This window comes from Ruoffia tabacinasalis (assembly GCF_005864045.1).
Lineage (GTDB): Bacteria > Bacillota > Bacilli > Lactobacillales > Aerococcaceae > Ruoffia > Ruoffia tabacinasalis.
The window spans coordinates 1-23,438 of record NZ_VBSP01000036.1; the positions used below are offsets into that span (position 1 = coordinate 1).

Sequence of the window (23,438 nt, forward strand, 5' to 3'; positions counted from 1 at the left end):
CTTCTAAATTTAAGGTAATATTTAATTGAGCCATAATAATCTTCCTTTCAATGTTTGTCTGTCAACTACATTGTACCAAAGAGATTATTATGGTTTTTTACTTTTACACAATTATATGGGCTTTATCCAAACCGTATCGCCATTTGGCTTGAGTTGGGGTAACTCAGGACAAACCGCTCGTCCATTTGGCTCGAGTTGGAGCAACTTAGGACAAACCGCTCGTCCATTTGGCTTGAGGTGGAGCAACTCAGGACAAACCGATCGGCCATTTGGCTTGAGTTGGAGCAACTTAGGACAAACCGCTCATCCATTTGGCTTGAGTTGGGGTAACTCAGGACAAACCGGATCTCCATTTGGCTTGAGTTGCACATTTTTTGCCATTTTGATTAAAATTAAATGAGCATTTGATAAATTTTGTATTTATTTTCTAATATTATGTAGTATACTATAGTAAACTAGTACCATTATTAAATTTTATCAACTATTAAATAGTAAGGGGTTAGTATAATGAAGAAAATTGCCCGTACCTTTGCTACTATTGCATTTATCTTAAGTGTTCTATATCTCATTTACCTGTATGTAATGATTGATCAGTCGGCGTCTGCGAAAGAAATCAGTCTATCAGATCAATTTACTGTGCACATTGTTTCAGTTGGACTGGCATTTTTAATGAATGGTGTGGGCTTAGTCTTCAATTCGAGGAACTTTGTCTTAGCTGGCGCCTTTTTCTATGTTGTGGCCATCTTACAACTGCCGGGAAACCTCTTCTTTGTGGCTGTGCAGGCCCTCTTATCCGTTGCTGCCTTCATTGTCGGGAAGCCGGAAAGAGACCAGTTTATATAGAACGGTATCCTGCATGTCTTACGTGATAAAAAGTAGAAATCCGATCTTTAATCGGGTTCACTTGCCATATTTATTAAATTCCCCTATAATTAAGATTAAAAAATTATAATAAAGAGAGGGATTTAATGACTTTAACTGTAAACTTACCCAACTTTACCATCGGAGAAAACGCCTATGACGAAATCGCAACTTACTGTACGCCTTTTGGAAATAAAGTAGCAATTATCGGTGGTAAAAAAGCCTTGAAAGCAAGTCAAGACCGAATCTTAGATGCTATTACATCAACCGATCTAGAAGTTGTAGATACTGTTTGGTACGGCGAAAATTCAAACTTATCGAATATTGATCGCATCGCTAGCATTGAGTCAGTTCAAGAAGCGGATATGTTGTTCGCAGTCGGCGGCGGGCGGGCAATTGACGCTGTAAAATCAGCGGGATATAAGTTAGATAAGCCCGTTTTCTCTTTCCCAACGATTGCTTCAACGTGTGCCCCAACTTCAGCAGTCTGTGTCTTATATGAAGATAACGGCGAGATGCACGGTGTTCAGCAAATTCCGCAACCGCCTGTACATTCTTTTGCGGATAGTGTTGTGATAGCAGAAGCTCCGACTAAATATTTATGGGCAGGAATTGGCGATGCAATTACAAAAGAAATTGAATCAACTTTTTCAGCACGAGGTCGCGACTTATCATTCAAGGATGACTTAGGCGTTAAGATTGTTCAAGGCTGTAACGATCGATTAATCGCGAATGGTAAAGCTGCTATGGATGCAGCTCACGAGCATAAAGCGAGTCCAGCCATTGATAAAGTCTTACAAGAAATTATCGGTACAACTGCTTTAACATCCGTTTTAGTCCACAACGATTACAATTCAAACTTAGCTCACGCCCTTTACTACGGAGCAACAGCGACTGAATCAGGCGAAACTCACTTGCACGGCGAATGGACATGTTACGGTGCCCTAGTTCTTTTAACAATGGACAAGCAATACGAAGCGCGCGATACGCTATTCGAATTTATGAAGAGCATTAACTTATCAACCAATTTAGAACAACTAGAATTAACTACTGAAGAAGACTTCAATAAAATGTTAAACAAATGCATGTCGATGGACGACATCACTGTGTCTCCCTACGAAATCACACGCGAGATGGTTATCAGTGCAATCCAAGAAGTAGAAGAGATTAATAAATAATGTATCAAGCAGGTAAGCAAGCCCTAATGTAGGGGGAGCTTACCTGTTTTAGTGAGTTTTTGATAGTATTCGCTCCGATAAAGTTTGGGTTCGAGTCAAACTCACGACTTATCGCACTCCCGTTTGGCGCAAGTTAGATCAACTCACGACTTATCGCATACCCGTTTGGCGCAAGTTCGACCAACTCGCGACTTATCGCACTCCGGTTTGGCGTAAGTTAGGCTAACTCACGACTTATCGCACTCCATTTGGCGCAAGTTGGGCTCAAACCTATTCAAACCCACAAAAAAAGAGAGCCTCAGCTCTCTTCTACTATCTATATTAAAGCACCTTATCTAAAAACTCTTTCGTACGGCTCTCTTTTGGATTCGTAAACAACACATCTGGATCGTCTTCTTCCACAATATACCCACCATCCATAAATATAACGCGGTCACCTACTTCACGGGCGAATCCCATCTCATGCGTCACAACTACCATAGTCATACCTTGTGCTGCTAAGTCCTTCATAACATTCAACACATCTCCAACCATCTCTGGATCAAGCGCTGATGTTGGTTCATCGAATAACATAATATCTGGATCCATCGCTAATGCACGCGCAATCGCAACACGTTGCTTTTGCCCGCCCGATAACGAACTTGGATATGCATCTGCCTTGTCCGATAAACCTACTTGATCCAACAAAGCAAGTGCTTTTTCATCCGCTTCTGCTTTTGATAATTTACCTGTTTCAACTGGCGCTAAAGTAATATTTCCTTTCACAGTCAAATGCGGGAACAAGTTAAAATGCTGGAACACCATCCCGATATTCTCACGAACCTTGTTGATATTCGTTTCTTGTTGGCTCACATCGATACCATTAATATTCACACTACCACCATTAATATCTTCAAGACGATTTAAACATCTTAGTAACGTTGATTTACCCGATCCTGATGGACCGATAATACACACAACTTCTCCTGATGCGACGTTCATATCAATTGACTTTAAGACTTCATTATCGCCAAAACTTTTCTTTAATTCTCTAACTTTTACTGTTGCCATATGCCTTTCCTTTCTATTGACCTGAGTTCAAACGTCTATCAACGTAATGTGAGATATACGTCAGGATCGTAATAATGATGATATATATTATTCCCACTATTAGCCACATATTACCAGATTGGTAAGTACGAGAAATAATAATACGACCTGTTTGAGTCAATTCTACTAAACCAATCACTGATAAAATCGATGTATTTTTTAATGTCATAATAAACTGATTAATAAATGATGGTGTCATAATTCGAATCGCTTGTGGCAAGACAATTCTTCTCATCGTTTGTGAGTAGTCCAAACCTAAACTTCGACTCGCTTCACTCTGTCCACGATCAACAGCTTGAATACCACCACGAACAATTTCCGCCACATAAGCCGCCGTATTAATACTTAATGCAAGCACCCCCGCCGTTCCAGGCGTAAAATTAATACTCAGCCATTGTGCTACACCAAAGTAAACAAAGAATACAAACACAATCATCGGCATCCCACGCATAATATCAATATAGAAAATTGCGAGTCCTTTTAACAATTTACTATGAGATACACGCATCAGTCCTAAAATCACACCAATAACTGTCGCGAAGACAATAGATAGAACAGATACAACTATCGTCGTCCATAAACCACGCATTAAAGCTGGTGCGTTTTCTTGTAACTGTGCTAGAAAGCCACTAGATTCCTGTTCTTGTTGCGCTTCTTCACCTAAATAACTCTCAATAATTTCATCATAGGTGCCATTTCCTTGAATTGTTTGTAATCCTCGATTGAATGCATCTAATAATTCACCATTCAAATCCTTATGAACCGCAAAGCCCATCTCACTTGGTGACAATTCTTCTCCTATGAATTTCAAATCAACTTGCCCCGTATTGATTGAGTGAGCCATGACAGCGAAGATTTCAATCGCAGCATCGGCATTTCCAACCATAACATCTTCATACATATTAGCCGAATCCTCAAAAATTGTAATATCGAACCCGTACTCATCAGCCATATCCTCAGCAATCGCAAAACCAGTCGTACCGGTCTTTACTGCAACTTTCCGCCCTTGTAGATCCTCATAAGTTTCAACATCACTATCAGGACGTACCGCAAAACTATTCCCACTAATATAATACGGCTCTGAGAAATCAAACGTCTCTTGACGAGCTGGCGTAATGGCCATCCCCGCAATCATCCCATCCACTTGTTTGGTCTCTAAAGCTTGAAGTGCTGCACTAAATGACATTGGCATAAACTCATAGTTCAGCCCTTCCACTTCCATTGCCGCTTTAAACACATCAATATCAATCCCTGATAGTTCACCATCCACATCAACAAATGAAAATGGTGCAAACGTTGCATCCGTTGCGATAACATAAGTCTCATCCTCTTGAGCTTGTACTGTCGGCATCACGAAACTTAAACCACCCATAACAGCTGTTACAATCAGTATTGTCGCTAAAAACCACTTTTTCACTTTATTCATCTTCAAAATTTTAATCCCCTTCTCATTTAACTTACCAAAAAATCATATAACAATAGTATAGAGTAATAAAGTAAGTTTCACAATAAAATATGGACTTTTTAAATAAGATTGATAGCAACAATATAAGATATTACTCCTCTAATTCACCTATCATGAATGAATAATACGCACATTTGAAAACGTTAACCATTTTATTCAAACAACTTAATTATCTATGCAATAAAATGCCAGTAATTCCCTGTCAGAACAGTAAAGAGACCATATGAAATCGATGTGAATAAACCAAAGATTAGAAATGCATAGAATAATCTAATAATCAAAGTTAGAATAAAAAATATTTGATAAAGTTTTAGTTAATTTTCTTAGTAATCAAAACTTTACCTATATAGTTGCAAAAAAAGATTTAAATCCATTCACTTTCAAAGATAACCCACGTCAATATATGCTAAATATTACTATATCAAAAATACCACACCTACTCTCACTAAAGTAAATTCACAACAAAAAAGTGCCCTCTAGTTTTCACCAAAGGGCACTTAATTCTAAATAGAGTTGTTGCTGGGTTACTAGATTAATCGCCCATGATTGTAGTTCGGTTAAATTTTACCTAACCAAACAAATCGTTTCCTTATTTCATAACACTTAGTACTTTCTTTGAAATATAAAATTGTGCTAAACACAACAATTAATAAAATTTTATATTTCTTCTTTCTTTTTATTACCTACAATAAGATGTCACGCATCTTAAACGCCTCCAATTGTATTATTTATTTTTTATTAAAACGATTGAATCCATACGGAAAATGAATCATAAATTTGAGATGGATACTCCCCTATACTTTACTATATTTTAGTTCATTAGCCCAAACTTTTACCTTTAATTTGCTTTTAAGGCAGCGACGGTGATGTAGTTATATGGTTTGTTAAAGTGAGGCAAGAAGAAAATGTCCGTCAGTTTTAACTCATCAATGGTCACGTCTTTTTGAATCGCAAGCGAGAACATATGAACCGCAAGGGATACATCATGTCTAGATGCGAGTTGTGCTCCGACAGCGTAGATATCTTAAGCGCCCGTGTTAAGGACTATAGTAAGGATGTGATTCCGTTTCGCCTTCTGATAAAACAATCTCATCTGTAACTTTATCTCCAAGTAAACGAAGTAAGCCAATTTGTGAAAGATTTGCTCTTACCACTTTTATATAATTTAAATCTTGTCTTACAATCTGCTTCACCCAAATGTTTATTGAATTCACAACGATTCATTTGACTCCCTCTCTTTATCTATTAAATGCTCTAGCTAATATAAAACCCCCACCAAACGTACAAACAATGTCTCCTCCAAATTACGCAAGGTAGAATCGTCGACCTTAGTGCAGGTTCTAGGATTTGCTAGTTAGGAACGTCTAATAAAAAAACATTCCCTTTGTTTAATTACTGAGTAGCTAAAGAATATCATTATATTCTACAAATTAACTTTCATTTTCCTTCATTTTTTTACGGAAAAATGAAAACACACTAAAATGACAAAGATTTCACCATCATATATTCTTGTTCAATATAATAATGCTTAATCACACATACAACAGAAAATATTCATATCCATTTGAAACAAACAACAGTTATCACTGGTTTAAAAGTGTCTTTTTGATTAAGTTATAAAGTGAGTTTTTAACTTTTAAACTATAGATGTTCCTTAAAAAAATATATTTTTTGTAGTGTTTTTCAACATTACTATATTCTGATATTTTAAATTTTATATATAAAAAGATGGATTTTTTGAATAAAAAAGCCTCGCTGCTAATTAAGCAACGAGACTTCTACAATTATAATTAGTTAACAATTAATGATTCCCATGTAGTATGCTTTTCAATGGCATTAACTTCTCTTTTATTCGACTTTTGTACTTATTCATAATCTTACGACTTATTCCCAATTCATCCGCAATATCTTGACCCGTATATCCTCCCTGAAGCAAGTAGGCAAATATTTCTCGTTCTTTAACTGTGAGGACTTCATTCGCTTGTTCAATAAACACTTGAATTTCAGGGCTCAGCCCAAACACAAAGTCACTATGCAGCAATTCACTTAATTCTGAGACATCTGATCCGACGAAATCTGCGTTCTCTGCTGACTTTCGAATTAAATCCAAAGTATAACGATATAAACCTTGTTTCGCAAAGCCTAAGAAGCGAACAAGATCCTCTTTAAATGGATCCCCATCAAACTTATCTGCAAGGGTTAATAATTTCAAACGCAACTCCTGGAGATAATCATCATAATCAGCATGGATGCGTCGCATATTTAATCGACTTAAAGTCTTAAAAAGCAATGGCTCAAATTGTGACAATAACTTCTCATGTTCTTTCCGCGGATCCATTTATAAACCTCCTAATAAATGACAAAAGAAACCACCGACATTTACTATTATATACTCGATATGACTAAAATAACATATCAATTGGTTTATATTGAATGCTAATGAATTCACAAAATTATCTATAGTGACGGCTGCCCTTGATCAAAGTCTCCTAAGAATCTTTATCAATGTTTAATTGATACTCATGTGGAAAGAAGATCTGAACAAACTCATCGAAAGAGAGTTCCAACGCCCCAAAAAGTGCTCTTAACACTTCGAACTTAGGTTTTGTATGCCCTAACAGGATGTTCGAAATCGTCGAAGGCGACACTCCTATTTCATTTGCTAATTGCTGGTTGGTATAACCACAAATATAGATTTTCTGTCGTAACCTCTTACGATCAATTTCATTCATTTTATGTTCCTCTTTTCTAAATATCTAGTATATGATTAATATTATTAATCTAAAAATAAGAATAAACTATTATAAAAGGTTAATCAATTGCTTTTCAACATGTTTACATAAACTTTACAATATACATTATTATATTGATAAAAATATAACCTAAAAAATATTTATCTTGGTGATAAATATGAAAATAATTTATTTCTCGGGTCATAATATAGCGTATTGGTAGTCTTCAATACCTTGTCAAGTTATCTCCCGTAATTCGATCTTTCTCGTGTTATTTAAACTCAAAAAGGTTTTCATACATAAATTATACAAATTGATTGGAATATTTTTGTTTAATAATTACCTAAATTATGAAAATTATGTTTTTAATCTAATTTATTCCATTATATTTTTATAAACTTAAGTGACTTAACAATAAAGTTTTATAATTTAAATTATTTTTATTTATTTTTTTGGATTGTAAATTTTATGTAAAGGTGTGATGGGCGACCGATTTGAGTGGCTGGAGGAGTGCGTGGTGATTATATGTAAAGTCGTTAGTAATTGATTGAGATGCATATATGGGTAGCCAATAAAAAATAAGACTTAGAATTTTGAATGAATTCATAGTCTTAACGAGAATGCCTTCATGAGGTTCCCAATTAATAGTTAAAGTACATGTAGTTTCATCTATAGTATTGCGAGTCGAATCTACAACTTTGTCCACGTTCATAGGACCATTATAAAGAGACGCGACGCACTGCTTTTTAGATTATCATTGTTTACAGACACTTTGGCTTTTCAAAGTACCCCCAATCAGTAGACCACCCCATTTTTATCACATCTTCCCTACTGGGCATAATTAATACAAATTTATCAATTGACTTTATTTCCATTTCCATAAGAAACCTTTATAATAAATATGAATATAAACAAAACGATGTTAAGAGGAGTAAGATATGAGAGTCGCAGTTATTGGCGGTGGGATTAGCGGATTTACCATTATTCGGAAATTGCTATCGCATCCTAATTTTAATAATGATTTAACGATTGATTTATTTGAGAAAGATGCTAACTTCGTAGTGGGAGCGCCTTATGGCAAGGATACGAAAGAAGCTATTATGAATGAGCATGCGCAGGATTTGAGTATTTTCCCTGAGAGTCCTGATGATTTTTTAGTATGGCTTAGTGAGAATCATGTGGAGTACGCTAACAATGATGCTTTTGTACCCCGTGAATTTTATGGTGATTATTTATTTGAACGTTTAAGTTATTTAATGGATTCTGAGAAAGTGAACATACACGAATCAGCCATTGTTGATTGTAAGATCGATTCAGAGCGCGATATTTACCGCCTTCAAGCAGATGATGGTCAGTGGCATGAGGCTTATCAAGCGGTTTTCTTCACAATCGGCCATCCTCCTTATGCGGATTATTATCATCTCGAAGGAACACCCCAATATATTAACAGTCCAGTTCCTATTGATGAGACGCTTGCTCATTTGCAGCCGGACCAATCGATTGGCATCATCGGAACGGGCTTATCAGCTTTAGATGTGGTTAAATATTTATTGAAACAACATAATTGGACGCACCCGATTCGATTATATACTGACGGTAATACTCCTTTTAAAACGGTGAAATTCTCACGCTATCAAGGACAAATTCAACAAAGTTTTTCAGATGAATGGATTGACTCGCATCGCAATCAAGATGGGTTCATCTCTCTTGAAGTGATGGTTGAAACGTTTTTAAATGATTTGAAGGCCAATGATATCGATATCCAAAGGCTCTTGGAATTATACGGGACAGGATCTATTAGCGAAATCCGCTCTGCCATCGCGCATCCCGATATTTCTTTAGAAAAGTTGCGTCGCTATATTGTCATGATGACGATTTATTTGCCGGATCTATATAACGCACTCACACCCCTTGACCGCGATCTTTACAAGCAAAAATACGAACGCGTCTTTAATCATTTTAGAAGCCAAATTCCAGTCGAATCTTTAGCTTTTATCTTGGAGAATTTAGATCAAGGTCGTTTGGAAATTGTGACGAGTTTAAAATCTATAATTACCGAGGATGATTCTTATCAACTGGAAACCGAGAACGGAGAAAGTTATCATGCTGATTATCTCATTAATTGTACCGGTTTCCAATTTGATATCCAAAAGGCTTTAGCATTTGATCCATTAATCAAAAATCTCTACCAACGAGACATGTTAACACCTTACTATCGCGGCGGGGCGATGGTTACTTGGCCTGATTGTCAAGTGGTCGCGAGCCGAGGTTTAATGCCAAATATGTATCTCTTGGGGCATTGGATTTCTAAGATTCATTATGGAAATAACAATATTCACTTGTGTATTAAGCAAGCGGAGCGTGTTGCGGAGAGCTTTATTGCGCAATATGGAAATGATGAATAGGTAAATGTAAAAGGGATTGGCCTCGTGATTGTGAACGAGGCCTTTTTTGATATGTATGGGGCCTCGTCACACACCACGAAGCCACTTTTTTCATTGTTTTAGCTCCACCCCAATTCTCCATTAATTCAGCTGTTTCATCAAAACTTTTTGGCTCTTTCTCCAATGAATCGTCGAGCTTCACTGCCTCTTCAAAAGTTATATCGTCCTTCATAACAAACTCAATTAATCTTTCTACCTCACTATATTCTTCATTCGAAGTAAGCGTTTATATTTTTTCTAGAGTTAGTTGTATGACTGCATTTGATTGAATCAAAATAATCCGCACAAGTAGGATCTTAGTTAGGTGAGTATAGTAAGTAGAAAAACTTATTAATAGCGATTACAGGTCAATCAATATTCACTTATTATACATAGCAATGTATAGTATTCTAAAATAACGCATGGGTAGGTTAAGCTTTTAAAAAAAGTAATTTTAAGACCTAGTAGAAAAGAGCCAAATCGATCATTATCAAAAAAGACCTTGTTGAAAATTTACTCAAGAACTCAAAAGCCAACTAATCTACAACATTATGACTATAGACAATCTAGAGAAGTTTGTACGGTAGATATGACTTTTATGCATATGTCTTAGAACAGGACTATAACCAGAGAATGTTATTGATGCACTCAGGAAGTATTTGCATCCTTAAATTTCTGCTGTTTCAATTTCTTTCACATACCAATCTTAGCTCACAGACATACCTTATTAGTAGTACTTCGAAGGTACACTATCTTTCAATAGACCATTTATCATACGCAACAGATGCCTACGTATTCCATTTATATAGCATACTAATTTAAAATACGTACAATCCCATTCTGGAACATAACCAAGGAACCCCAATTTTAAAAAAAGCTAGCGATTTAAATTAAGCTAGCCAACATCAAAAAAATAATACTAAACCCACAGATATGGACGATATGGGTTACGATATTCTATAGTATGCCTTTAGATTATCCAAGTTAACAACTCAGTCACTTTTAAAAAAATATGCATAATAAATGAGTGGCTCGCTCCGGCATTTTGCGAAAACAAGCCACTCAAATTATTATATACTATTCATTTTCCTATTCCCCATAGATAGCATCCATGACATCACGATGGAAAACAAATGAATTTGAGTAATATCCATCTTCATCCGTCCCCATATTTTGTTTATTCGTTAACATAATAACGAAAAGATCATTATCTTTGTCAATTACTACGGCTGTCCCTGTAAATCCGGTATGACCGAAGAAATTATCTGTTGCAACTTTCCCCATATAGCCTTCATCTACTCCGCCGCGATTAATTTCCCATCCATAGCCATGACCAAACTCTGACTGTTGGGAGGTAAACAAGTCAATTGTCTCTTCATCAAATAGTGTAGTCTCATTTAATGTTCCATTATTTAAGTATAACTGTAACAAAGTAGCTAAATCATAACCTGTTGAGAATAAGCCAGCATGCCCGGCAACGCCACCTAATGAGTAATAAGAGTTACCATCATTAACTTCACCAACCAGTGTATAATCACGCCAACCGTCAAAATCTTCAGCATTTTCCTCTACCACATATCCGAAGTCATCATCGTCAACCATCTTATATTCATAAGGGTTCCCCCATGAGGTTGCAGCAATTTCAAAGTCGCCTTCCTTCTCCAGAGGGGTAAATAAAGTATGATCCATTGAAAGCGAAGCAGAGATTGTTGACTCGACATACTCGTCAAGTGGCATACCGGTAATTTCTTCAACAACAAGACCTAATGTTATAAAACTGAAATCACTATATATTCGATCAGTCCCAGTTTCATACTCTAACGGTAATTCAGAGATATATTCTCGCATCTCATCACGATTATTAACATGGAAAAAAGTTGCATTCCAAGGTGTTAGTCCTGATGTATGCGTTAATAGGTCTGCAATTGTCACTTTTTCTTTTCCATTATTAGCAAATTCTGGTAGATAATCGCTTACCGGTGCATCTAAATCAATATCACCATCATAATAGAGTTTCATAATAGATGTTGTTGTAGCTATTACTTTTGTAAGAGATGCTAGATCAAACATAGTTTTTTCAGTTACGGGTGAAGTCGTCTCTAATTCTTCACCCATATCATAAAGTTGCTTTGTACCATAGTAGCCCTCAAATAGAATTCCGTTCGAATTACCAACGATTACTGTTGCTCCTGGAAATTTTTCCTCTTCGATATACTTATCAACTACATCATCAATAGTATCAAAGTTGTCAGTTACATCCATCGCAAATGCCGGTTGAGATACCATCATCATAGCTACGACAAGACTCATCATCCACATCTTTGCTTTTTTCATAATTTTCTCTCCTTTATTCAACTACGATATCTTTTAAATATGACTCTCCATCTTGTGGCATATTTGTTCCAAAATAATCGGCTACTGTAGCTGCAGTATCTGACATAGTCTTTCTTATCCCAATATCTCTCGAAGAAATATCTTTGTTATAGATAAGAACTGGCACATATTCTCTAGTATGTTGGCTATGGCCAATGGTTGGATCATTCCCATGATCTGCCGTGATGATAAGATAATCGTTTTCATTCAACATTGTGATAATCTTACCTATATTTTGATCTGCGATTTCCAATATCTTCGCGTATTTTATGACATCTTCACCGTGTCCAGCTAAGTCTGTTTCTTGTACATTCAAACAGAAGAAACCATGTTTTATCGTTTCAATTCGGTCGATAAATTGCTCAAACAATTTCTCAGTATCAACACCCGGATAGAGTTCTCCTTTTTGAGTTTGTATAATATCAGCTACTTTGCCTCCAAATACTACTGGAATACTTTCATTTTCTAGGATACTTTGAATTTGAACTTTAGGATTAATACCATATCCCATATGTACAACTTGATAGCCTTTCTTATAAACTCCTGATTCAGGAGCATCTACCCCTGCATACTTATGTTCAATAGTCTTTTGAGCATTCAATAAGTTATCTAAAGTAATTCCTTCTCCACCAAAAGTTATTACTCGAGAAACTTTAACAGTTTCTCTTACAAGCGCACCAATCTTTTTAACTTCTGAAAAATCAATAAGATCTAGCGCTGAAGAAACATTAAACACTTGTCCTAAATCCGTCTCCAAATTATCACCGATTGTAACACAATCATTGACAACTAGTATTTGTGGTTTAGAATCTTTGGGGTATCTCATTACTTTATAACCATGCTGCATAAGAGTACCCTCTACTTCATCAATCATTTCACTAAATGGCTGATTGAGGGGTTCTGGTGGATTTGTCCCCATAATTTCCTGATGTCCTAAGAATGAATCAGCTCCATGGTGCTTTAATTCCGAACGCCCAATATTGGCTTGAGGATTACTTCGAAAGTTATCAATATCTTCACCGATAGTATTCATCAATCCTAACTGCAGCAAGTTAGGTATATGTATATCTGGTACTTGTTCAATTATATGCTTGGCAGTATTACTTCCTACATCGTGCGGACGTACTTCTGGTACATCCATCATTTGACCCACTCCAAAACTATCTAAGACTATTACTATAAATCTTCCCAACTAATCATCTCCTACTAAATTCCCTTGACTGTCGTAAATTCCTATAATTCTAGGTTTATTATTCTTTAGACCTTCTACTAACGCTATCTGGCTTCTAGTTACAAATATTTGAGTTCGAAAAGCCATAACGACTGAAGTTCCATAATCATAATGCCCATCAATGTCAAAATAATAATCAATGGAATCATTTGGGAATGAATTGAATTTCTTAATTTCTTGCAGATTTTCATTAGAAAGTAATACATTCTCCATATGGCCTCGTCGGTATAATCCACCTCCATAAAAATAACTCTTGCCTTCATATGAATGAGAGATCTCACTTAAATATATTAATGCTGGAATCTCATATTCTGAATATCGTGCGTTAACCGGTGTTGTTCCAGTGAGGGCATGTCCTGGTTCCCCTTGAGTTGCACCTAAATCTCTTAAAGTCTCTAAGCCTAATAGTGATGTTACAGATGGCATATTCCGCTGATTCATATTAAATCCAAGTTCATTTAGCTTTTTATCGGCTGCCATCATCGTATGAACATTCTCATTGATTTTGATTTCTCCTTTATCATTATCAAAAAGCAAACTTGGAAATGCTGTAATAGCATCTAATTCAACATGCGGTAGACCCTTAATAACTTGAGCTACTTTGCTTAACTCTTCCAATTTAAAACCACCAATTTGACCTGGATATAGATTATCATCAGGACCTACAACTCGAATCATCAATTTTTGCTTAATACCCAATTCCCCTGCAATAGAATTAATCTCATGAATAATATCTAAAGAAAAGACAGTCACGTATTCTACCCCATAGGCTAAGACTTCCTCAAGAAGATGCTTGGGGACTTGTACAAGATGACCGATATTTCCAATAGGAATATTGGACTTCATCATCACTAAAGCCTCTCTGAAGTCAACTACCACTGCACTTTTATAACCAATATCAATCAATTTTTGAGCAATATATGGGTTACGTCCTAATTGTTTTAGCATAAAGTATAACTCAATATTATATGAAGAAGCTTTTTCAAGAATCTTTTTGGCATTATCTAATAAACTATCTAAATCAATAACAAAAGTATCAGGTAATAACTTTCCATTCTTATGGGCTTTAATTGAAAAATCAACTAAAGGCTGGTTTAATTTTAATGTTTGGTGTAAAAACATATGATCACCCTTATTCCATTAACGCTAGCAAGTGCATGTACATATAATCATCTTCCTCAGGGTTGAGACTAATAGCTAATTCCTCTTGTATTTTATTCCATAAATTAACAACTTCAGAATAATGACTATTAGCCACGAGTTGCTGATTAATGTCCTCATCCACTTTATTCAAATCCTCTTCACGAGAGAATGACATCGCTAGATGAGTTAGAAAGACCTCAGCATCATTTAATTGAGCAATGACATTTTCTCGGATTAATAATTCTCCCGCATTGATAACATGCTGTCTAGCTACTGCATCAATAAGATTATTTTCTTCTAGTATTTTTAATTTTTCTAATATCATAATACCCTCCCATCAATAACGTGGGGTTATTTCCCCATATTTTACTTTATTTTGTATAGAAATAATGTCCTCAACATCAATAACCTCTTTAATAAGAGACTCAATCATATCGTTGTCTTTTTTACAGATAATAACTAATTCAGCCATTTTTTTTATTTGTTCTGTGGGTTCAATAAAATGGTAGTATAAATCATCAATTTTCTTATCAACTATCTCATCATAATTCCATATCCCTATATCAATCTGATTCTCTCTTAAAGCATAAATCAATTGATTACTTGGTATAAAAACTTCTTTTGCTTTTGTATTTTTTGCAAAATCTTGTGTTAAATAGACATGATCCAATGAGTTATAATCAATTCCTATTCTCATTCCATCAAAAGGTTGTTCGATCGATTGTCTATACACAACAACATGTTTACTAAGATATGTATGTGAACCAAAATTCAAAACTATTTTTATTGGATTATCATCATTTATTGCTGCTTCAGCTGCAAATCGTGATAACACACCAAAGTCAAATTTCTCATCCAACACGGCTTCAACACGGTTAGCAGACCCTCTAATATATGCCATATTTAAATCAATATCATTTTGCTGAAACCTTTGATATAAAGCAGTCGCAAAACCTTCATACAACTTTGAATATGGCAAAGGCATTGTTCCAGATAATTGATTGCCTGTAAGTAGCCTACGTAGTTGTTTTTTATTGACTGCTGTTAAAATTGTTCCTTGTGATCCCTTTGATTCGGTTTGAATAATATTATTTTCTTTAAAGTATGCCAGTGCATTTTGAACAGTTCCTCTTGCTAATTGGTACTTGCTTTGGAATTCAGAGATACTAGAAATTTTATCTCCCACTTCATAAAAATATAAATCAGTTGCTAATAACTGAATAGCAATTCCCATTTTGTTAATAAATTTTTCTCTTAAAATATCAGTCAATGTTCTCTATCACTTTCTTTAATATATTTATAATTGTTTGGGCTGATGAGCGCATTGGATTAATCCGAATACAATTCTGAGCCATTTCTGGATAAGCTTCTCTAAAGGTTCCGGAAATTCTATAAATCATAGGCGCAATCTCATACTTTGATTCGGCCCCGACAGGATTCCTAGCGGCGCCAAATTGAGGAGCAAGTTTAAGTATTTTCTCGGCTATTGGTTCCTTGAACTCTACAATAACAACTTTAGATTGAGCATTAACAATCGTTGCTTGCTTCACTTGCATGATCTCTCCTGTATTTAAACGCTGAGTTAATGTTTCGCTCTGTTGTGCCGAAATAGCCAAGGAAACGGGTGCATATACCATACCTCTTAATGCGCCTAATGCTTCATGACCTTGAACTTGAAGTCCACCAGAATAGTTCTCTTTTTTTAGTTTTTCTATGTATTTCTCCTTACCCACCACACAGCCAATGCCTTCTGGTCCTAGTAATTTAAACATCGAGAAACACGATAAATCTGCACCACACTCCACACCAATCTCACTCACCTTCATTACAGCATAATTATCATCGGTAATGATTGGAATCTGTGGATAATTAGCCTTCAATTGTTTTATCAAAGCAACATAGTCATATGAGTCATCAATCTTTTGCCGAGTTAATTGAACTAATATCGCTTTGGGCTTTTCTTTCTTAATAACTGTTGATGTCTGCTCATAATCATTAAAATTCGCTTCAATCAACTCAATTGCTAACATATCTATCGATGTCTTAGTTGTCGAATAAATTGGGGCATCGTGAACTAAGACCTTTTCCCCAGCTCTTAGAACACTGTGCAATGCTAATCGAATTGCATTTGTACCTGATCCTCTAACAAGCATTGCATCTTGTTGTTGGAAAAAATGACTGATAACGTCTTCAGCTTTTTGCGTTACTAAAGGTTTATTCAGTCTTGGAACAACACCTAAGTCTCCTAAAGTTAATATCTCCGTACCATTAAAATATTGCGTAATAGAATCTACAAGTTTAAACTGTTTTTCAGTTGCTTCTTCAATCGTCAATGATTCTAAAGGATAAGCTACTATCAAATTAACACTTCCTTATTATAGAATTTTAAGGGATTATGTATTAGTAACTTATCTACATAATCTTGGGAAATACCACTACTCAAAAGATATGGAACAAAAGATTCCAGTAAATAACTATAACCCATACCACCCTTATATTTAAGTTGGGATTTACGCGTAATATCCATTGATAAGAAGACTTTGTCTTCAAAACCTTCATCTTTAATTCGTTTCAATATTTCTAAACGTTTCGCATCTGGCATGTAATTTTCCTTACCAATAGTGTCGAGCTCCACATAAACGCCTTCTTTGAGCAGATTGACAATATATTCTGAATCTCCAGTAAGATCTACATGGCCAATTACTATCTTTTCTAAGTCTGCTCTTTGATTAATAAAGAATTCGACTTGTTCTTTACCATAGGTTCCTAGAGTTGTATGTGTCGTAATAGGAATTTCCAGCTCTTTTTGTGCAATAACAGCTGCTTGAAATACCTTTTGTTCATTGGGTGTCATCGTATTTTTACTTGTCCCAATCTCACCAATGAGCTCGGCCTTAATCTCCGTATCCTTGATTCCAATAGTTAGCTCGTTAATCATTATCTCTGCTAATTCATTAACAGTTTTGTCTTTAATATATGCTGGATGAAATTTATCTTGATACCAACCTGTTGATTGAATAATGTTCATTCCTGACTCATCTGCTACAGATTGCACGTAGCTGGGATTTCGCTTCATTCCCATTACAGTAACATCGATTATATTTCGAACGCCTAATTCGTACAAATTTTTGTATTCTCTAATTGTCTCTTTGTAACAATCCAGATTAGTGTCATCTGTTCCTTTTAATGATGATAAGTCAATTGTCGTATGTTCATGTGCATAGGTTATCCCTTCTATTAACGGCATATTATTCCTTCTTTCTTTATCCTACCGGCGTATACAACCCTATAAGGTATAAAATATTAACTAATATTCCTAAGACAATCGCTGCTACGGGTCCTACTGCCATATCAACAATTGGTTTACTGGATTGTTTGTTTAACAAGTAAGCACCAAAGACCCAAAAGTAGCCAATGCCAGGTAATATTTGTTCTGAAGCAACCGCACCACCTACTAATAACGCAAGTTCTAATACTCTATTCATGGCAGTACGTATATGTTCACCCATATCACGTACACCAGGATACTTATCTAAGGTCTTAGCTGCTGAACTTAAAAGCATAATCTCAACAAGCATAATCAAAGTACCAACCACAAAAGCTAGAATTGGTTGACCAGATAAAAGCAAACCAGCTACATAAACAAAGGTTGCTCCAGCTGGACTATATACTCCAGTTACAATAGCAGTTGAAAATACTAGAGGAATAAACCCAATGGCTCTCGCAAAAGCAGCTAAAGCAGCTTCATTAAACTGACCTTCTGCCATTAAATTTAAAGAAATCGGATCGCCACCGATGACAGATAAACTTGTTGCCGCCGCTACAAGCCCGCCTGTTAAAGCAAGAACAATCATATATTTACGAATACGCTTAACCCGTTCAGCAAAAACGCCCAATAAATCTTGATTATCAGTCGCTTCTCCTTTAATTTGAATGGCATAATAAATCATAAATACCATACCAACTAATAAAGCAATCCCTTCAGCACTAATAGTAATTGTAGCACTTTCATTTAACGTAAATGTTCCAAAACGTTTCACTAAAACTAAAGCCAACATCGTTGCTAAGAAACTAATTCCACCTCGTTTGAAACCATGCTGATTAGCTACTGCTACCGCTGGAAACACAGCGAATGCGACAACAATAGGCGCTCCGACAGCACCTAATGCATCTAAGAAATTAATTGGCAGATAAGTAAATGCTTCAACAATGAATTCTAATCCTAGTGTTAACCCAACGCCGTATATTGCTCCAACGACACCAGCAATTGCTATTCCACTTTTTCCATCCGGTGTCCAAGCACCGATAATATCTGTCATTAATAGTAAACTATGAACTAAAATAATACTTGCACCAATTGATACGGGGATACCAAAACCAATTACCAATCCAAAACTAATGGCAAAACTTGTTGCAGCTAATTCACGCTTATTAATGCGCCCCTCCAAATATTCTGGCAAGATAGGTCTCAGCCCATCATTAAATACAGCAATACCTGAATTTGCTAGGATTGCTGCCATCGCACCTAGTAAGCCAACAATGATTAATTGTATATTCATCTCATATTCCTCCTATTTTAGAAGCTCATCCATAATAATTGGCACGACTTTATCCATATGCTGCGCCGTAAAGCCAAAAGCTTTTTTCCCGCTTGAAACTTCGTGTCGAATATCTGTTTCTGACTTTAAGCTACCTGGCATAGATAGTGTGGAAGTATTATCACGACCTAATAACGCAATTGCCATACCTAATGCACCACCGCCCCCAGTATTACATGCGCCAAGATAATAATCTGCAACACCATTCTTCACTGCCATTGCAGCCTCTAAATCTGATTTAATTTCCACCTCTACCTTATCTCCACCAATAGACTCGACCATATTTGCCAACTCTTTTTTATCAATTTGTCCTCCAACAACGATTTTCATTTAACCCACCTTCCTTGTACAGAATTTTGTATATTGACACAAGTGTTTAAAACGCTTACACTTTGTACAAAGAATATACTAGTTCCTATTATTAATCAAGTATTTTATTTCAAGGAGAGAAAAATGTTATATAAACAACTTAATTATCATGCAAAACAAACATATAAAGCCTTATCTGATAATTACAATAGTATTGTTAAGGTGTATCCTCAAATTATAGATCACTTAACAGACAATAAACTGTATTATTATGTTGGTTTAAAGGATACCTCTACATTGTCAATTCACTCTATTCAGTTACTATTGTCTTCCGATATATTTTTGCTTCATACCATTGACAAAGCTTCACCTAATGGGCGAGCAATTGATCCTTTCCTAATGAATCCCATAACAACTTTCCCAATGACTGGCTCATCAAGTGGTACAGCAATGAATGTTTTTCTTGGTATTAATGATTTGGGCATTGGAACAGACGGTGGCGGATCAGTTTTAGCGCCAGCTATGGCTTTAAATCTTTATGGTTTCATTTCACCGTTACTCCCTTTACAAAAAAATGTGCAGAATAAACAATCGACGGATGGAATTACTTTTACTCCAAGCGCAGGACTTATTGCAAAAGACTTTTCGGTTATAAATAAAACTCTACCAATATTACAGTTATTAAATAAAGATACACATAGTTTGTTTAACCCTCTAAATATTTTAGAAATTAATAATTCATTAGACGATATCGTGTTACCTCACTCAATGTCAATTACAAATACAGAGCTAGACACACTAAGTTCACGCTCACAACTTATCCCTTGGCTCGAACAACAGCTCAAGCATTATGACTACATTATTTCTAAGGAAGGACCTATTGACTTTCACGGCCTTGGTGACTCGATCATTGGCCACTTTGATACATGTACGCATACTTTTCAACAACAAGGAAATAAAGGTTTGATCAGAGTAGTTAATATGGTAAATGCAACAGCACTGTCCATTCCCTCTAATAAATTAGCCGTTGGTTGGGTAATCATTACCCAATCAAACCCCAATAAAATAAATGACCTTATAGAACTTGTGAAGTGTTTTCCAGTACATAAAGACGAATTGATAGATAGCTACTTTGGTATATCATAAAGGTGAGGCATGTATATTTTAAATAGTTTAATTGCAATAAATATTGCGACAAATATGTTTCTTTACTCAATTAACAAGAGTTCGTGTAAAAATACTCCAATGGGTTTTGATAATCTATGCATTTCCTAGGTCGATTATTCATTAACCACAAAGCTTAAAAGAGTTCCTGGTGCGTCACTTTAACGAGGTCTCTTTTCTTAGGAAAGAACTCACGTAGTAAACCATTAGAGTTCTCATTGCTTCCTCTTTGCCAAGCGCTATAAGTATTGGTAAATATAAAAATCAATGTCTACTGCTTCACCCTCAGTATAATAAGCAAATTCTTTCGCTCGATTTGAGGTGAATGTTTTTAAAACTTCCTTGGGTAAGTTTTCTCGCAATTCTTCAATCGCAGTAGGCATAGAAATTTTAGAGCGATTCGGCATTGGTAAAGCAATATATAAACGGCTTTTCAATTCTGAGAAGCTCGCTAAACAGCCTTTACTCTGACCTCATGAGGAAACAACCGTGTCGAGTTCCCAATGCCCGAACTCTTGTCCATTCTTCACAGTTTTGGGCCATTGCGAAATCGAAATGCCGATATTAAACTTACCTCGCGTTTCTGAGGGCTGACGACTTTTCCTTTGTGTCTTAAGACAGTTAGGGATATCTTTAAGATTCCTTAATAAATCCATTTATATATGGATTTAAAGAAACGTTTTCCCTGATAATCTCGTCCAATAATTTGTGTGGGCGACCACGTGCGGTCCAGTTTACCTTGAATGTCTTCAAGTAGCTTGGTTGTATGTTTAGGCTTTCTCCCCTTATGACGCGCGCTTTGGTTGGCAACTTCTTGGGTATCCTGAGCTATATATTGATTTGCGGGACAGCGTTTAAGTTCTCGATAAACGGTTGACCGATGGCGACCGATTAATTGAGCAATATGATTAATTTTATAATTCATTAATAATAAATCAAAATTTGATTGGTCAATTTAAGCTAAATAAAGTAGATTCGTGTAGGTAACTCAAGAATACTTCTAGTGGCGTCTGGTATCCAAGAATTTTCGTGGGATGTTATTTCGCTTGTTTGCAACCGATGAAACAAAGCCTGGGTCCACTTGGTTGATGTCCATTTCTTTTGGCAACCCATATTTTCGCAAAAATCCGTTGGAGTTTTCATTTAATGTACGTTGCGATAGTGTTCCAGGATCAGCGAAACAAATAGCGATATCATGTTGATTGCTTGGGGTTTCCAATTGGAAAATTCTTTCCCACAATCAAAGGTGATGTACTTAAATAAATGCCTGGGAATCGCTCCAAACCACTTGTTCATCGTATGCTCAATGTCACTCGCCTTTCGCACATCGGGCTTCAAAGTGATAATGACTTTGGATAGGCGTTTGACCCAGGTTATGACGGCACTTTTGTGATGGACTCCGACGATGTTATCGCATTCGACATGATCAAATTCTTCCTTGAATACAGTGTAATCTTTCTCCCTTTCAGCGATATTTGGCTTGAAGGCCTGATTTCCCTACTACTAGAGCAAGGGATCACCCCCGCACACGCGGGAAAAACTTATACTTCCTTGCTATAAATACTCATTATAACGAGGTGCCCAAACCGAAAAAAGACTTGAATCATTGATATTACTGTTTTTGTCACTGAATACTAGTTATAAATTACTGGGAATGCAGTATTAATGAGATCTAATATTCACAGCCTATCTAGCTGCCTTTCTTCAAAGTAGTTGTTGTGTCAAAGTAGGAGCGATTTCTTTTCTTGTTTATTTTATTGAAGAAAAAGACACTTTAGACACGAAAATTACCTGGATTGAAGACTTCAATCAGAGCAAGGAGTGGTTAGAGTAGTCAGAGACAGCTGTCGGATACTCATAGGGACCACCTATCAAAATTTACTACGAAAAAAGGAGGAACATAGCTGACTAGATCAAGCGTTGTTCCTTCTTTAATTTCTTTAAAACATTTAAACATTTGAAAATTAAACAGAGAATATTCCTATCCATGACCCTTACTACTTATTTTTGGTGTAACACGTCTTTCTCCAGGATCGTTGACACCCGAATAAAACATAGACAGCTTCCCTATTTTAAAATTGGTTCGAACAATTTTTATCTCGTTATAAATATAAAGTGAAGTGTTGGTTTACCTTTAATGATATGAATCAAAGTCTACAGAGTATTTATAAAGGCACGGGTGTTTTAGCTGATTTATTTTAGGATTTGGTGAACATCATAATACGTCTGTTTGTATTATTAGAACATGGAATATAGTCAATACTCTTAAGTTATGAACATAAAAAGAATTTATAATGAAACAATTAGTTGTTGCTTCAAAAAAAGATGAACAAAATTAAAGTAACGTTTGAAGGAAACACTTATATATCGTTCAGAGTCATGATTTGAAATTTGAAGTTGCGATTGTGTTATTAGAAACAGGAGACGTTTTTTTGCTGATGGTGATAATTAGGAAGAATATCATGACTATATAACTAAAGTAATGGAGGATTATCATATTCCTAAATTCAGAAAAAATAATAGATTTTTACACATTTGCATGAGGAGTTCTATCAAAACATTTGAAATAACCTTAAAATGCTCCAAAACAAAAGCCCTAGATCGAATTTCTAGGACTTTTATTATTATTTTATAGATTTAAGACCAAAAACCGAAAAATTGTCCGATTCAAATTACCATAGCTAAGAAAAACATGAACCTACTTGTAGTAAGAAATTTTTCTTTGTTTACTTTAGTTTTTATAGATGTTGAATTGCAATAATTATTGCGACAATTTTTTATTTACTCAATTAATAAGAGTTCGTGTAAAAATACTTCCAAAGGTGTTTGGTAATCTAAGCATTTCCTAGGACGATTATTCATTAACCACAAA

The 23,438-nt window shown here is 35.7% G+C and carries 19 protein-coding genes and 3 pseudogenes; 5 read left to right on the forward strand and 17 right to left on the reverse strand.

What is annotated here, in order from left to right; translation table 11 throughout:
• The first annotated feature begins 115 nt into the window (after positions 1-115).
• From FEZ33_RS09110 to FEZ33_RS09120, 3 genes are all read left to right on the forward strand, one after another.
• Complete coding sequence (locus FEZ33_RS09110; protein WP_212746684.1) at positions 116-400, forward strand: hypothetical protein; 285 nt, start codon at positions 116-118, stop codon at positions 398-400.
• A 107-nt stretch (positions 401-507) separates the two neighbouring features.
• Positions 508-843, forward strand: coding sequence for a hypothetical protein (locus FEZ33_RS09115; RefSeq protein WP_138405076.1), 336 nt, complete (start codon positions 508-510; stop codon positions 841-843).
• A 125-nt stretch (positions 844-968) separates the two neighbouring features.
• Positions 969-2,039 carry an iron-containing alcohol dehydrogenase family protein gene (locus FEZ33_RS09120; RefSeq protein WP_138405077.1) on the forward strand — a complete coding sequence of 357 codons (1,071 nt, stop codon included), beginning with the start codon at positions 969-971 and terminating at the stop codon, positions 2,037-2,039.
• Between the two features lie 321 nt (positions 2,040-2,360).
• Here FEZ33_RS09120 and FEZ33_RS09125 read toward each other — a convergent pair whose 3' ends face one another.
• The 6 genes and pseudogenes from FEZ33_RS09125 to FEZ33_RS09150 form a co-directional block, all read right to left on the reverse strand.
• A complete protein-coding gene (locus FEZ33_RS09125; RefSeq protein WP_138405078.1) occupies positions 2,361-3,089 on the reverse strand; it encodes an amino acid ABC transporter ATP-binding protein in 729 nt (242 codons plus the stop codon).
• A 13-nt stretch (positions 3,090-3,102) separates the two neighbouring features.
• Complete coding sequence (locus FEZ33_RS09130) at positions 3,103-4,554, reverse strand: ABC transporter substrate-binding protein/permease (protein ID WP_138405092.1); 1,452 nt, start codon at positions 4,552-4,554, stop codon at positions 3,103-3,105.
• 877 nt (positions 4,555-5,431) lie between these two features.
• A pseudogene (locus FEZ33_RS12735) lies at positions 5,432-5,605 on the reverse strand (H2O-forming NADH oxidase); the annotation flags it as partial.
• Positions 5,606-5,694: 89 nt separating this feature from the next.
• Positions 5,695-5,817, reverse strand: coding sequence for a KxYKxGKxW signal peptide domain-containing protein (locus tag FEZ33_RS13005; protein WP_138405079.1), 123 nt, complete (start codon positions 5,815-5,817; stop codon positions 5,695-5,697).
• Positions 5,818-6,394: 577 nt separating this feature from the next.
• The gene (locus FEZ33_RS09145; protein WP_138405080.1) at positions 6,395-6,931 is read right to left on the reverse strand and encodes a sigma-70 family RNA polymerase sigma factor; all 537 of its coding nucleotides are present in this window, start codon (positions 6,929-6,931) and stop codon (positions 6,395-6,397) included.
• A gap of 151 nt (positions 6,932-7,082) precedes the next feature.
• Positions 7,083-7,325 carry a helix-turn-helix domain-containing protein gene (locus FEZ33_RS09150; protein ID WP_138405081.1) on the reverse strand — a complete coding sequence of 81 codons (243 nt, stop codon included), beginning with the start codon at positions 7,323-7,325 and terminating at the stop codon, positions 7,083-7,085.
• A gap of 938 nt (positions 7,326-8,263) precedes the next feature.
• Between FEZ33_RS09150 and FEZ33_RS09155 the strand changes: the two genes are divergently transcribed.
• The gene (locus tag FEZ33_RS09155; protein ID WP_138405082.1) at positions 8,264-9,730 is read left to right on the forward strand and encodes an FAD/NAD(P)-binding protein; all 1,467 of its coding nucleotides are present in this window, start codon (positions 8,264-8,266) and stop codon (positions 9,728-9,730) included.
• Between the two features lie 1,107 nt (positions 9,731-10,837).
• Here FEZ33_RS09155 and FEZ33_RS09160 read toward each other — a convergent pair.
• Genes FEZ33_RS09160 through FEZ33_RS09200 form a run of 9 tightly spaced genes read right to left on the reverse strand, consistent with a single transcriptional unit; the run spans position 10,838 to position 19,423 of the window.
• Complete coding sequence (locus tag FEZ33_RS09160) at positions 10,838-12,082, reverse strand: serine hydrolase (protein WP_212746685.1); 1,245 nt, start codon at positions 12,080-12,082, stop codon at positions 10,838-10,840.
• A 13-nt stretch (positions 12,083-12,095) separates the two neighbouring features.
• A complete protein-coding gene (locus tag FEZ33_RS09165) occupies positions 12,096-13,313 on the reverse strand; it encodes a phosphopentomutase (protein ID WP_138405083.1) in 1,218 nt (405 codons plus the stop codon).
• A complete protein-coding gene (locus FEZ33_RS09170) occupies positions 13,314-14,474 on the reverse strand; it encodes an alanine racemase (RefSeq protein ID WP_138405084.1) in 1,161 nt (386 codons plus the stop codon).
• A gap of 10 nt (positions 14,475-14,484) precedes the next feature.
• Entirely contained in the window at positions 14,485-14,820 is a 336-nt protein-coding gene (locus FEZ33_RS09175) for a PRD domain-containing protein (protein WP_138405085.1), read from the reverse strand.
• A gap of 12 nt (positions 14,821-14,832) precedes the next feature.
• The gene (gene yhfZ, locus FEZ33_RS09180; RefSeq protein WP_235888810.1) at positions 14,833-15,765 is read right to left on the reverse strand and encodes a GntR family transcriptional regulator YhfZ; all 933 of its coding nucleotides are present in this window, start codon (positions 15,763-15,765) and stop codon (positions 14,833-14,835) included.
• Complete coding sequence (locus FEZ33_RS09185) at positions 15,758-16,852, reverse strand: aminotransferase class V-fold PLP-dependent enzyme (RefSeq protein ID WP_138405095.1); 1,095 nt, start codon at positions 16,850-16,852, stop codon at positions 15,758-15,760. Before FEZ33_RS09185 ends, yhfZ begins: the two co-directional genes overlap by 8 nt.
• Complete coding sequence (locus FEZ33_RS09190; protein WP_138405086.1) at positions 16,852-17,742, reverse strand: phosphotriesterase family protein; 891 nt, start codon at positions 17,740-17,742, stop codon at positions 16,852-16,854. The genes FEZ33_RS09185 and FEZ33_RS09190 overlap by 1 nt, the downstream gene beginning before the upstream one ends.
• 16 nt (positions 17,743-17,758) lie before the next feature.
• Positions 17,759-19,054: a YhfT family protein gene (locus tag FEZ33_RS09195; RefSeq protein ID WP_138405087.1), complete on the reverse strand. Its 1,296-nt coding sequence runs from the start codon at positions 19,052-19,054 to the stop codon at positions 17,759-17,761.
• Positions 19,055-19,066: 12 nt separating this feature from the next.
• The gene (locus FEZ33_RS09200; RefSeq protein WP_138405088.1) at positions 19,067-19,423 is read right to left on the reverse strand and encodes a DUF2620 domain-containing protein; all 357 of its coding nucleotides are present in this window, start codon (positions 19,421-19,423) and stop codon (positions 19,067-19,069) included.
• Between the two features lie 123 nt (positions 19,424-19,546).
• On the opposite strand from FEZ33_RS09200, the gene FEZ33_RS09205 reads away from it, so the two are divergent.
• Entirely contained in the window at positions 19,547-20,548 is a 1,002-nt protein-coding gene (locus FEZ33_RS09205; RefSeq protein WP_138405089.1) for an amidase family protein, read from the forward strand.
• A 70-nt stretch (positions 20,549-20,618) separates the two neighbouring features.
• Here the strand turns inward: FEZ33_RS09205 and FEZ33_RS13060 are convergent.
• Together FEZ33_RS13060 and FEZ33_RS09220 are read right to left on the reverse strand one after the other, a co-directional pair.
• Positions 20,619-21,491: pseudogene (locus tag FEZ33_RS13060) on the reverse strand (IS30 family transposase).
• Positions 21,492-21,516: 25 nt separating this feature from the next.
• Positions 21,517-22,063: pseudogene (locus tag FEZ33_RS09220) on the reverse strand (IS30 family transposase); the annotation flags it as partial.
• Positions 22,064-23,438: the final 1,375 nt, after the last annotated feature.

Coding starts and splice junctions, on each gene's coding strand:
- FEZ33_RS09120 (WP_138405077.1), top strand. CDS start 969: ATGACTTTAACTGTAAACTTACCCAACTTTACCATCGGAGAAAACGCC.
- FEZ33_RS09205 (WP_138405089.1), top strand. CDS start 19,547: ATGTTATATAAACAACTTAATTATCATGCAAAACAAACATATAAAGCC.
- FEZ33_RS09195 (WP_138405087.1), bottom strand. CDS start 19,054: ATGAATATACAATTAATCATTGTTGGCTTACTAGGTGCGATGGCAGCA.
- FEZ33_RS09125 (WP_138405078.1), bottom strand. CDS start 3,089: ATGGCAACAGTAAAAGTTAGAGAATTAAAGAAAAGTTTTGGCGATAAT.
- FEZ33_RS09200 (WP_138405088.1), bottom strand. CDS start 19,423: ATGAAAATCGTTGTTGGAGGACAAATTGATAAAAAAGAGTTGGCAAAT.
- FEZ33_RS09110 (WP_212746684.1), top strand. CDS start 116: ATGGGCTTTATCCAAACCGTATCGCCATTTGGCTTGAGTTGGGGTAAC.
- FEZ33_RS09130 (WP_138405092.1), bottom strand. CDS start 4,554: ATGAATAAAGTGAAAAAGTGGTTTTTAGCGACAATACTGATTGTAACA.
- FEZ33_RS09150 (WP_138405081.1), bottom strand. CDS start 7,325: ATGAATGAAATTGATCGTAAGAGGTTACGACAGAAAATCTATATTTGT.
- FEZ33_RS09145 (WP_138405080.1), bottom strand. CDS start 6,931: ATGGATCCGCGGAAAGAACATGAGAAGTTATTGTCACAATTTGAGCCA.
- FEZ33_RS09160 (WP_212746685.1), bottom strand. CDS start 12,082: ATGAAAAAAGCAAAGATGTGGATGATGAGTCTTGTCGTAGCTATGATG.
- FEZ33_RS09170 (WP_138405084.1), bottom strand. CDS start 14,474: ATGTTTTTACACCAAACATTAAAATTAAACCAGCCTTTAGTTGATTTT.
- FEZ33_RS13005 (WP_138405079.1), bottom strand. CDS start 5,817: ATGAATCGTTGTGAATTCAATAAACATTTGGGTGAAGCAGATTGTAAG.
- FEZ33_RS09115 (WP_138405076.1), top strand. CDS start 508: ATGAAGAAAATTGCCCGTACCTTTGCTACTATTGCATTTATCTTAAGT.
- FEZ33_RS09175 (WP_138405085.1), bottom strand. CDS start 14,820: ATGATATTAGAAAAATTAAAAATACTAGAAGAAAATAATCTTATTGAT.
- FEZ33_RS09190 (WP_138405086.1), bottom strand. CDS start 17,742: ATGCCGTTAATAGAAGGGATAACCTATGCACATGAACATACGACAATT.
- FEZ33_RS09155 (WP_138405082.1), top strand. CDS start 8,264: ATGAGAGTCGCAGTTATTGGCGGTGGGATTAGCGGATTTACCATTATT.